Origin of the sequence: Pseudoalteromonas sp. PS5, assembly GCF_004103255.1 — a bacterium.
GTDB classification, from domain to species: domain Bacteria; phylum Pseudomonadota; class Gammaproteobacteria; order Enterobacterales; family Alteromonadaceae; genus Pseudoalteromonas; species Pseudoalteromonas peptidolytica.
The window spans coordinates 1-11,534 of sequence record NZ_RCSQ01000078.1 but is presented as its reverse complement, the minus strand read 5'-3'; the positions used below and the strand labels follow the sequence as shown (position 1 = coordinate 11,534).

General features: G+C 44.9%; 9 protein-coding genes. 4 read left to right on the top strand and 5 right to left on the bottom strand.

Going from position 1 to position 11,534, the window contains the following annotated elements; genetic code table 11:
- Positions 1–134 precede the first annotated feature (134 nt).
- Positions 135–2,801, bottom strand: a complete 2,667-nt coding sequence (locus D9603_RS10710; RefSeq protein ID WP_128731298.1) for a bifunctional acetate--CoA ligase family protein/GNAT family N-acetyltransferase — start codon at positions 2,799–2,801, stop codon at positions 135–137.
- 253 nt (positions 2,802–3,054) lie between these two features.
- Between D9603_RS10710 and D9603_RS10705 the strand changes: the two genes are divergently transcribed.
- On the top strand, positions 3,055–3,765 hold the full coding sequence (locus D9603_RS10705) for an SIMPL domain-containing protein (protein ID WP_125250470.1): 711 nt from the start codon (positions 3,055–3,057) through the stop codon (positions 3,763–3,765).
- Positions 3,766–3,851: 86 nt separating this feature from the next.
- On the opposite strand, the gene D9603_RS10700 is transcribed toward D9603_RS10705, so the two are convergent.
- The 4 genes from D9603_RS10700 to D9603_RS10685 all read right to left on the bottom strand — a co-directional run bounded on the left by D9603_RS10700 (position 3,852) and on the right by D9603_RS10685 (position 6,784).
- Positions 3,852–4,334: an NYN domain-containing protein gene (locus D9603_RS10700; protein ID WP_128731297.1), complete on the bottom strand. Its 483-nt coding sequence runs from the start codon at positions 4,332–4,334 to the stop codon at positions 3,852–3,854.
- Between the two features lie 40 nt (positions 4,335–4,374).
- Entirely contained in the window at positions 4,375–5,064 is a 690-nt protein-coding gene (locus D9603_RS10695) for a hypothetical protein (protein ID WP_128731296.1), read from the bottom strand.
- 73 nt (positions 5,065–5,137) lie between these two features.
- The gene (locus tag D9603_RS10690; RefSeq protein ID WP_128731295.1) at positions 5,138–5,650 is read right to left on the bottom strand and encodes an NUDIX domain-containing protein; all 513 of its coding nucleotides are present in this window, start codon (positions 5,648–5,650) and stop codon (positions 5,138–5,140) included.
- Positions 5,651–5,731: 81 nt separating this feature from the next.
- Positions 5,732–6,784: an aldo/keto reductase gene (locus D9603_RS10685; protein ID WP_125250466.1), complete on the bottom strand. Its 1,053-nt coding sequence runs from the start codon at positions 6,782–6,784 to the stop codon at positions 5,732–5,734.
- Positions 6,785–6,936: 152 nt separating this feature from the next.
- Between D9603_RS10685 and dinB the strand changes: the two genes are divergently transcribed.
- The 3 genes from dinB (at position 6,937) to D9603_RS10670 (ending at position 11,458) form a co-directional block, all read left to right on the top strand.
- Positions 6,937–8,061 (top strand): DNA polymerase IV, encoded by a 1,125-nt coding sequence (gene dinB, locus D9603_RS10680; protein ID WP_128731294.1) that lies wholly within the window; start codon positions 6,937–6,939, stop codon positions 8,059–8,061.
- Positions 8,062–8,171: 110 nt separating this feature from the next.
- A complete protein-coding gene (locus D9603_RS10675) occupies positions 8,172–9,857 on the top strand; it encodes a carbon starvation protein A (RefSeq protein WP_128731293.1) in 1,686 nt (561 codons plus the stop codon).
- Between the two features lie 68 nt (positions 9,858–9,925).
- Entirely contained in the window at positions 9,926–11,458 is a 1,533-nt protein-coding gene (locus tag D9603_RS10670) for a leucyl aminopeptidase family protein (RefSeq protein ID WP_128731292.1), read from the top strand.
- The last annotated feature ends 76 nt before the right edge of the window (positions 11,459–11,534 follow it).

Here is an 11,534-nt window from a genome sequence, read left to right as displayed (position 1 = left end):
ACAACTAAATAGCAAAATTTTAGCCTTGCCTACACGGATGTAGGTACCTTGGCGATAGCAGGACGCGGTAGCGGAGTTATCGACAAGATTTTCTCGCCTCAAAATAGACCACTTAATTAAGCAAATTGGTATGATTAAAAATGTAAGACCATCTGGATGGTGCCTTCTTCGAAATCTCGCGAAACCGTAAATCCAAGTTTTTTGGCAAGGCCTATCATGCCACTATTTTCCGGTAAAGTGATCCCTTCAATACTCTCAACGCCTTGTTTTCGGCAGTGTGTGATAGCCGCTTCCATGAGAATTCTGCCAAGTCCCAACCCCTGACAATCAGAACGCACGACCACGGCAAACTCTGCAACTAAATTATCAGGATCCATCAAGACTCTAGACACCCCTAGTGTTTGGTAGCTAGATTTATTCGGTATAGTGACAATAAAGGCCATCTCACGGTCGTAATCAATTTGTGTCATTTTTGCCAACTGATCATGGTTAAACTGCGGTAATTCACCGAAGAAACGCCGATATCTATCCTCTTTAGTCAAAGATTGATCGAACTCTTGATGAGCTCGCTCGTCTTCAGGACGAATAGGGCGCAGTGTTGCGGGGCGGCCATCTTTTAAGGTGACGGTGCTGACCAACTCCTTAGGGTATGGGCGTATTGCAAGACGCTTACGTCCTGCAACTGGCTGATAACGTTTCAAGGAGATAGTGGCGTCTAATACCTGAAACTGTCCCGAGCAGGCTAGTATGGGATTGAGCTCCATATCTCTAATATCGGGCTGATCAACCACCATTTGCGACACTCTAGTGAGTAAGGCACACAGGCGATATTTGTCTACCTTCTCAGGTAAAGCGCGCTCCTTTATGACGCCTTTATCGTGAGCTGCGGCAATAAGGTATTTTGCAAGGTTCATATTCAAAGGCGGTAAAGCTACTGCTGCTTGTGAAAAGTTTAAGCCGGTACCAGCTTCGCCTAATAAGATCACTGGACCAACACCAGGCTCGGTCTTAACCGCAATTCTTAATTCTTGCCCACCAGCACGTTTTGCCATTCTTTGTAATGAAAAGCCCTCAATTTCGGCATCGGGTGCAGCTTCACGGATCCGCAGCAGCATGGCAAATGCAGTTTGTTCAACTTCTTCAGCATCATTGAGGTTAAGTACTACGCCTCCGACTTCAGATTTAGAGGGAATATCATGACTAATGAGTTTAAGCGCAACTGGAAATCCTAGTCTCTGAGCTTGTTCTTTTGCTTCCGAGGGGGTTAAAGCAACTCTTGTTTCGATACACTCTACATCGTAATTGGCAAGTATTTGGGATGCCTGATGTGTTGCAAGTTTAGCGGCACCTGCATCTAAAAACTCATTGATCAGCGTTTTACTCTGTTTATGCTGAAGGTGAGTCTCATCACTGTAAGATTCTGGTGTTTGGGTGAGGTGCTTTTGGTTACGACGATAGCTAACTAAGTGCATAAATGCACCGACAGCTCCCTCCGGCGTGCGATAAGTTGGGATTTTTGCATTAGCGCACACTAGCCTTGCCGCGTAAGCGGCTTCTTCTCCCATAAAGTTTGTCATTACATAAGGGCGTGCCATTTTTGGAATTTTAGCCAAGGTTTCGGCAATAATTTCGGCATAGGCCGTACTTGGAGCTAAGGCTGAAGGAGTATGAATGATCAGTAAATTTTTAACTTCATCTGCCTTGAGCAAAATCTCTAGCGCCTGTTGGTAGCGCTTTGGTGAGGAATCGCCAAAAATATCGATGGGGTTGCAAGCATGATCGGTCTGTGGGATCAGGGCGCTAAGTGCTTGCTTAGTCTGCTCACTGAGCACGGCTAATTTGCCGGAGTTTTGCAGCAGCGTATCCACTGCCATAATGCCAGGACCACCGCCATTGGTTAATATAGTTAGCTGTTCTACTTGCAGCAATTTGGGGTGCAGGGCAAGGGTTTGAGTGGCAGCAAATAGCTCTCTCAGATCATTTACCCTCAGCATACCTGCGCGCTGAAACATAGCATCATACACAGCATCATCTGAGGTATTTCCTCCGGTATGATTGAGAGCGGCAATAGCACCAGCTTTGGTTTTTCCCGTTTTTATAGCAATCACAGGTTTACTAAAGGCCGCCGCTCTTGCTGCGGAGATAAACCGCCTAACATCATCGATATTATCAATATAAAGTAATATGGCCTGTGTCTTCGGATCACGACCTAAAAAATCAAGTAACTCATCAAAGTCAATATCAAGACAATCCCCGACAGAAACAAAATAGGAAAAACCAATTTTTTTATGCTGTGCCCAATCTAAAATAGTGGAACAGACAGCCGCAGATTGTGAAATAAAGGCGAGCTTTCCAGGTGCTGCTACAGTATGAGAAAAGCTGGCATTAATTCCCAAATGAGGAATTAATAATCCAAGGCAGTTTGGGCCAAGTAATGTTACTTTTGCTTCTTTGGCTGCTTCTTTTAGCTGTTGTTTATGCTGATTATCAAGACCTGCGGCAATAATAACAGCATGTTGACAGCCTATTTCTCCCAGTTCGGTGATTATTTTAATCAGCGTTTGTTTGTTGGTGGCTATGACGGCGAGGTCGGGGACTTTCGGAAGCTGTTTGATGGTTTCATAAGCCAGTACACCATGCACCGCCACGTGTTTTGGGCTAACAGGCATAATTGGCCCTTTAAATCCGCCTTGAAGCAAGTTGCGCATCACGATAAAGCCAGCGCGATCAGGGTGGTTAGAGGCCCCAATTACGGCAATTGATTTTGGGTTAAAAAATTGGCTAATGCGTTTTACGCTCATATTGATTCCTAATTCAGCCTCGGCTCATATCTATCACTCTACCATTTTGCTGGCAGTTTTCGAGCGCTACAGTGGTAGACTTTGATCTACCCCCGTTATAATACCAATTAGACTTAATACTCGCTCAATTTGAAGGAGCCACTCTGACGCTGACTAAGTCAGGTTTTTTCACCTTAAGATAGCGCACTTAATTAAGCATATAGGTTTAAGAGTTTGAAAGTCACAACGAAGGCATAACCCCGAGGATAGAAAGATGTCGACTATGAGTAAATATTTAGCCCCAGCCGCGCTATTATCACTGGCAGTGGTGATAAGTAGTTGGTTGATAAAAGACACCATTATTGCAGTAAAAGGCATGGAGCGAACCGTTAGTGTGAAGGGCTTATCTGAACAAGAAGTTAAAGCAGATACGGTAATTTGGCCGGTGTTTTATCGTGATGCCGATAACGACCTTGAAACGCTTGTTGAGCGCACCGAAAAGAAAAATGCAGCCATTCGGGCATTTCTAACCTTGCAGGGGTTTGATGCGTCTGAGCTATCGGTGTCGGCACCTTCTATCACAGACAAATATGCTCAAGAGTATGGCCAAAATAATCAAGGGTTTCGTTATGTAGCAAAGGCCGGAGTCACGGTATATTCTAATAATCCTGATAAAGTTTCCCAAGCATTGGGTCAGCTGAATGAACTGGCAAAACAAGGTATTGCTATCACTAAAGATGACTATCAAAATCGAGTAGAGTATTTGTTTACTGGTCTTAATGATATTAAGCCTGAAATGGTGCAAGAAGCGACGCAAAAAGCGCGAGAAGTTGCGGTAAAATTTGCTAAAGATTCTGACTCTGTGCTTGGCAAAATAAAATCGGCAAGGCAAGGGCAGTTTAGTATTCGTGATCGAGACAGTAACACACCACAAATTAAAATCGTGCGCGTGGTAACGAGTGTGGAATATTACTTATCGGATTAAAACGCGTTTATTACGCGGCTAAGCGAGCAAAAATGACAAATTCGTCAAACAAGCAAAGCTCCTTCTATCAAAGGGCTTTTGCTTGTTTATTTCTTGCCAATTAATAACTCGTTTTCGATTGGTATAAACTCACTGGCAGCACGGATCAAAGAAGCAGCGGTAAGTTGCGGCACGCCGTAAACTTCAACTCGAGTATGGTATTTATCTCTAAGTTTACTGGCGAGTAAATCAAAGTCACCATCACCAGTAACTAGAATTATCACATCGGACTTTGCTGCGCACTCCATCGCATCTATTGTAATGCCAACGTCCCAATCACACTTCGCTGATCCATCGGCACGTTGAATATAAGGCTTTAATTTCACCTCAAAGCCTATTGCTCGTAAGATATTCTGGAACTGTCTTTGTTTATCATCACCTCGTTCGCTGGAATAGGCAATGGCTTGATATACCTCGCGATCAGCCGTTGCTTTGCGCCAAAACGCATTATAGTCAAAGCCCGTTTGGTAGGCTTGCTTGGTGGTGTAATAAACATTTTGAGCATCGACTAAAATGGTGACTTTTTCCATAACGGACTCTTAGCAATAGGTTTGCTTTATGATAGCAAGATTAGCGCTTGTTTAGCCATTTAGTCATCGCGGCATCATAGGCTTTTTTAATGGCTCCGCCATCGCAAGGGCGGGGCGCAGTACGCCAATTCTTATTTAACCCCTCCGGTGTCGGAATACTCGGATCGGGTCTAACCTCAGCATAACACAGGCCATTTTCGCGGTAGACGGTGTATTGAGGCGTAGACTCGAGTTGTTCTCTTTGCATGCTCGCAGCGGTAGTTTGATGCCTTTTAGGCACGGTGATCCGCTGCGGCTTTGCTTGATTTGGGCTAAGAACAATATCACTGGCCGAGCGCTCTAAAAGTTGCTGGCGAAATTGCGAGATTGCTTTTCGATGATTTAGCTTTTTAGGTTGCGTGGTGACGGCCGTTTTGGCCTCGTGCTTGGTTGTATTTTCAACCGCTGGCTTTGTTGGTTCTACTTGTGTCGCTTTTGGTACTTCGACTATATTGTCCTGCTGTGTCGGTTTTAACTCTTTTACTGGCTTATCTTCAGTGAGCGCCGGGGTCTTAACAGGCTCCGACTTAGGCTTAGTAGGCTCAATAACCAAATAGGTTTTCATTGCTTTAATTGGCAACGGCTTTGAGGGGGCGTAGGTACTTTGCTGCAGGTACCACCCGAGCAGTAGATGCAGCAAAATAGAGCCGATGATGGTGAAACTAATCAGGTTGTTTTGGAGCAGCCGCATTATTCTTATTAAATCCTTGAGTCGTGCGGGGTTAGAGTTTAATAAAGGCTTAATTGTTCCCTCAATAGGCAAATTAATCTGTGACTAATTGTGCGGAAATATGTTTTAGCAAGGTGAGTTCACGTAAAACGGACATCCCTTTGTTATTTGCATCATTGAGTTTTGCTTCGTTATGCGCGATGGCTTGGTTTATATTGATCCACACCGGTTTCATACCATTGGCGTGTTCATAATCCTCCATGGTAGGGGTATCAAATTCGCCACAAATCTCACAAACATAGCAATAAGAGATTATATGTATATTGTCATGATCGGGTTTATACCAAGGGCGGTACTCTTCATAGCGGCCAAACGGCGTCACCCCTGTGATGGATACTGCACCTGTTTCTTCTTTTAGCTCGCGCTCCAATGCTACTTCTAAGCTTTCACCCTCGTCGACGCCACCACCTGGTAGGGTGTAATCGTCATAACGCTTGGTGTAAAGCAGTAAAATATCACTACCCCTAAGGACGATAGCGCGAGCGGTTTTTCTGGTAAAACAAGTGCCCTGAAGTGGAATGGCTGGAGTAGTATTAAGGTTCTGCATGGGGTTTAACTTCAATCTAGATAATTAAGGATAGTGTGATAAGGCGATACGCTAAGCCTCAGCGTATCGCGATTGGATGGTCTAAAATGGTGCTGGATACGCTTTGAATACAGTATCAATCTCTGCTAAGGCTTCTGCACACAAGGGAGTTTCAAACGCGTGAATATTTTCTTTAAGTTGTGCCATGGTCGTAGCGCCAATTATGGTTGAAGTCACGCCATCGACTTGGTTGCACCATGCCAGTGCCAGCTGAGCCGAGGTCATATTGAATTCGTTGGCAATGTCTACATATTTGGCAACGGCTTCTTGAGCTAATTGCGTGTCTCTGAATAAGCCCTGTCGTTGTACCAAAGTCCAGCGGCTGCCTTCGGGTCTTGCGCCGCCTAAATACTTACCACTTAGCATTCCGCTGGCAAGCGGTGACCAAGGTAAATAGGCAATATCTTCGTTCACACAGCTCTCAATGAGGTATGGCCAATCCTTTGCGTGTAACAAGCTAAATTCATTTTGAATAGAGACAGGCTTTGGCAAATTGTGTTGTTTGGCCAAGTTAAGATAGGTGTGAATTCCCCATGGCGTATCATCTGAAAGACCCCAATGGTTAATTTTTCCGGCTTGAATACATGTTGCTAGCCCCTCTAAAATATCTAACATCCCATCACGTTCTTCATCACTGTTAAGAGCTGTGAGTGGCAACATACCAGGCCATTGCTTACCAAAGTGCGGGGAGGTGCGATTTGGCCAGTGTAACTGATACAGGTCTATGTAGTCGGTATTTAGGCGCGCTAAAGAATCGTCTACGGCTTGGATCACGGCCTTACCTGTAATGGCATTACCTTCACGGATCCAAGGTAAGCCAGCACCTGCAATTTTTGTTGCAACAACGAGCTTTTCGCGCTTTTCTTGATGGCGTTTTAGCCAGTTACCTATGATAGCCTCGGTTTTACCATAGGTATCTGGTGATGGGGGAACTGCATACATTTCAGCGGTATCAATGAAGTTAATACCACGGCTTAGTGCATAATTGATCTGCTCGTCGGCATCATGCTGGTTGTTTTGTACGCCCCAAGTCATGCTTCCAAGACAAATGCGTGAAACTTCAAGTGGGCTACTACCAAGTCGTGAGTACTTCATGCAGGCTCCTGATTAATTACTGAATGATTAAATATAGCCAAAGTAACGGATCTAGTGCTTTGAACTGTATTGATATTGTTAGCATTATCTCTGTTTTGCAGTGCAACTTGCAACAGACATCCACACAAGTATAGTCCAGATCATTGTGACCTATGTTCGAGATTGCAACAGTTGCAAAATTAGCACATAATAAACACTGTTTATTTAGACAGTGTTTTGGCGTGCGTAAATTTATTCATATTGATATGGACGCGTTCTACGCCTCGGTAGAAATGCGTGATAATCCAGAGCTTGCAAAAGTACCTATGGCTATCGGTGGACGAAGTCACCGTGGGGTACTATCGACGGCAAATTATATTGCCCGGCAATATGGGGTGCGCTCTGCTATGTCGAATTATCAAGCGAAAAAACTCTGCCCGCAGCTAGTCATAGTCCCTGGAAGAATGGACGTATACAAAGCAATTTCACAGCAAATTCGAGCTATCTTTTCTCGCTATACGCCGCTTATTGAGCCATTGTCTTTGGATGAAGCTTATCTTGATGTTACAGACTGCGAGCTATGTTGTGGTAGTGCGACCCTTATTGCTGAACAAATTCGAGCAGACATATTCAAAGAAACAGGTTTAACCGCTTCTGCTGGGATCGCACCGATTAAGTTTTTGGCTAAAATTGCCAGCGATGAAAACAAACCCAATGGTCAGTGCGTTATTCCCCCTCACCAAGTAAGCGCTTTTATTGATGCGTTGCCCCTTAAAAAGATCCCTGGTGTAGGTAAAGTGACGCAACAGAAGCTTCTTGCGATGGGGCTTGAATATGGGAATGATGTTAAAGCGCTATCTGAAGCGCAATTACGCCAGTCATTTGGTAAGTCTGGCACTGTGTTGTGGCGACGCTGCCAAGGCATAGATGAGCGCCGGGTTGAGACTGACCGGGTGCGTAAGTCTGTGGGTGTTGAGACTACTTTTGCAGAAGACACGCTCGACCTAGCTACGCTTAAGCAGGTCATCACAGAAAAGCTCTTGCCAGAGCTTACACGCCGAGCACAGCCTTATCTAACACGTGGATTTAATAAGCTTGGTGTGAAAGTGAAATTTTACGATTTCACTCAAACTACGAAAGAGTGCCAATATCAACATATTGATCTGGCCATTTTTGAAGAGCTGCTGGTGGAAGCTATGTCACGGCAAAAATTTAAACCAGTTCGTCTGATAGGGTTGCATATTGGTTTAAATGAAAAACCGGGTGATCAAGCACAGCTTGGGCTTTTTGATGGTTAGACTAAAAGATAACTGCAAATAATTTATTTTATGCTAGCTTCGAAGTTGTCGTGGAACAAACTAATCACGCAATGTGCGTGTAATTAAAACAACAACAAGAGGTAAGCATTATGCAATCCATAATGATCGTACTTTTCGGCATTATAGGGATGTTATTTGGATGGTTTGTCTATTCCAAATTTATTGCTGAAAAAATCTTTAAAATGGATGACAACTTTGTCACGCCAGCTCATGAATTGGAAGATGGTGTTGACTATGTACCGACGAATAAAGTGGTACTATGGGGGCATCACTTTACTTCAGTCGCAGGTGCGGCACCCATTGTTGGTCCTGCTATTGCTGTTTATTGGGGCTGGGTGCCAGCGGTGCTTTGGGTTGTATTTGGCACTATATTTTTTGCTGGTGTTCATGATATGGGCGCGCTATGGGCAAGTGCTCGCCATAAAGGTAAATCGATGGGGGCGCTGTCAGAAAGCGTCATCGGTAAGCGTACTCGTTCATTGTTTATGATTGTGGTCTTCCTTGTACTGCTCATGGTTAATGCAGTATTCGGCGTGGTGATTGCAAACTCTTTTGTGGGTAATCCTAATGCGGTATTCCCAGCTTGGTCGGCTATTGTTGTAGCGCTTATCATCGGTCAATTGCTAAAACGAAAAGTGCCGCTAGTGCCGCTGTGTATTATCGGAGTTATTGTGCTCTACGCGACCATTTATATGGGGAGCAGCATGCCTATCACCTTACCAACAGAAATGTTTGGCCTCGGTGATAAAGCAAACTGGATCATCATTTTATTTATGTATGCAGCGGTGGCATCATTACTACCTGTGTGGATGTTATTACAGCCACGTGATTTTATTAATGGTATGCAGTTGCTGGTTGGCTTGGTTTTATTATACGGAGCAGTGTTTGTGGTGATGCCAGATATTACTGCACCGGCATTTAATACCCATACGGTCGAAAATACCCCTAGCATTATCCCGCTCCTATTCGTAACGATTGCCTGTGGTGCGGTATCTGGCTTCCACGGAATTGTCTCCTCAGGAACGAGTTCTAAACAACTAGACAAAGAAAAAGATGGCCGTTTTGTAGGTTACTTAGGAGCAGTTGGTGAAGGCTCATTAGCATTGATCACTTTGGTCGCCGTGAGTGGTGTGATGCTCGCAGTATCGCCAGAAGAGTGGCACGAAATTTATAGTCACCTTGGTGCCGGTAGCGTATCAGCCTTCATTAATGGTGGCTCAAACCTTATCAGTACAGGTTGGGGGTTACCAGTTGAAATCGCATCGACGCTACTTGCGGTTATGGTTGTTCTTTTTGCAGGCACGACGATGGACTCTGGCGTTAGGCTACAGCGCTATATTATCCAAGAGTGGGGCGAGATCTATAACATCAAGTTCTTGAACAACGGTATCATCGCAACCTTATTTGCTGTAGGGTGTTGCTTGTTACTTGCCTTTGGCGCAGGTGGTACATCGGGTAGTGGTGGTATGGTGATTTGGCCGCTGTTTGGTTCGACTAACCAAATCTTGGCAAGCTTAACTCTGCTGGTTATCTCAGTGTACCTTATCAAATTAGGGCGTCCCGCCAAGTACACTTTAATCCCAATGGTATTCGTACTGGTAATGGCGTTCTTTGCTGGTGTGATCAAGCTAGGGGAATACTATCAAAAAGGCAACTGGCTGTTGGTTGTGCTTGACGTTATCGTGCTGGTGGTCAGTATTTTGGTGATGTTAGAAGCTTGGTCGGTGATAAGCAAAACCAAAGCAAAACCAGATGAAGCCCGTGATATGTCGTAGTTCCCTTGGAACTTACTCATAAATCACCTATAGTCGGCCCTAATTCTAATATAGAAAAGGGCGTTTTTATGTCTTTTCCAATTGCATTACCTTGCAACACCTTATTTGAAAGCGATGCTGATGCTATCGTTGTTGTTACTCATGATATCCAAAATCTCGGCAGTGCACAGCTTGACGAAGTTGCGGCGCCATTTTTAGCCGTTGATGCACGTATTGCTCAAAAGGCAAGCTTACTTGTTTCAGACAAAGTGCCGGGCAACCGTTTAGTGATTGCACCAACTGGGCCACTTGATAGAGATTATGATGATGTGCGCCGTTTCTTTGAGGCAGCAAAAGCCGGCATTTTAGAAGCAAAAGCAGCAGGTGCTGTAAAACCTGTGCTTGCTGTTGTTAATGTGCCTGCCGATGCTCGTTACGAAAATGCTCGTGCTGTAAGCTTTTTAGGTGCATGCCAAGGTTTATGGCAGCCATTAGAAGCTCGTGAGTACCGTGGTGATGCAATTGAGCCAATCGAGGCGATTTATGTTTTTGAAGCATCAGCACAAAGCTGCGATCAACTGAGCGCAATCGCGGCTGGTCAGTATGCTGCACGCGATTTATGTGGTACCGAGCCTGAGCGCATGGCACCACCACGTTTTGCTGATTACTGCGTTGAGCTGTTCCAAGGTTCTGCGGTAAGCGTTGAGGTTATCGCTGATCGTAAAATTATGGATGAGCAGTATCCTTTACTCAGTACTGTGGCGCGTGCGTCTTACGCCGTTGAACGCCATCACCCTCGTGTTGTAAAAATGGCATACGAGCCTGAAGGTGATGTTGAGCGTACTCTTATTTTTGTTGGTAAAGGTCTTGTTTACGATACCGGTGGTGCCGACCTTAAAGTAGGTGGCTTTATGGCAGGCATGAGCCGAGATAAAGGTGGTGCGGCTTCAGTGGTTGGTTTTATGGAAGCGGTTGCTAAGTATCAGCCAAAAGGCGTTAAGGTTATTGCTTACCTTGCCGTGGTTCGTAACTCGATTGGTTCTGACTGTTTCGTACCAGATGAAATTATTGAGAGCAGGGAAGGGGTTCGCGTTCGTATTGGTAATACCGACGCTGAAGGACGCTTGGCAATGGGCGACTTGCTCAGCGAGGCAAAAGATTTAGCATTGGGTGAGAAAAAACCTGAGATCTTTACGGTTGCAACACTGACAGGTCATGCAGCACGCGCTATGGGTCCTTACAGTGCTTACGTTGAGAATGGTCCTGCACGAGCAGCACACGTATCTCGTAAGATTGCAGATATGGGTGACCTGTGGGCTGACTGTGCGGAAGTGTCCCGCAGCCGACGCGAAGATTATGATTTTGTCCAACCACGCACCCTGGCAGACGATGTACTATCGAGCAACAACGCACCATCGGCCGTGACAGCTCGTGGTCACCAATTCCCAATGGCATTTTTGGCAATCGTTGGTGGTTTAGACAAGCACGGTTGTAACGCCGAGTTGCCAATTCCGTATGTACATATGGATATTGCAGGTAGTGGTGTTGAAGGCGGTGACTGGCAGCATGGCAAGCCAACTGCTGCAACCGTAGCAAGCTTATTTGCAAGGTATTGTATTTAATACCAATTGAATTAATTCTATAATCAATTTGAAGGGTGAAATAGCATATTAGCTTCGTTAAAAATTTCTCATTTAG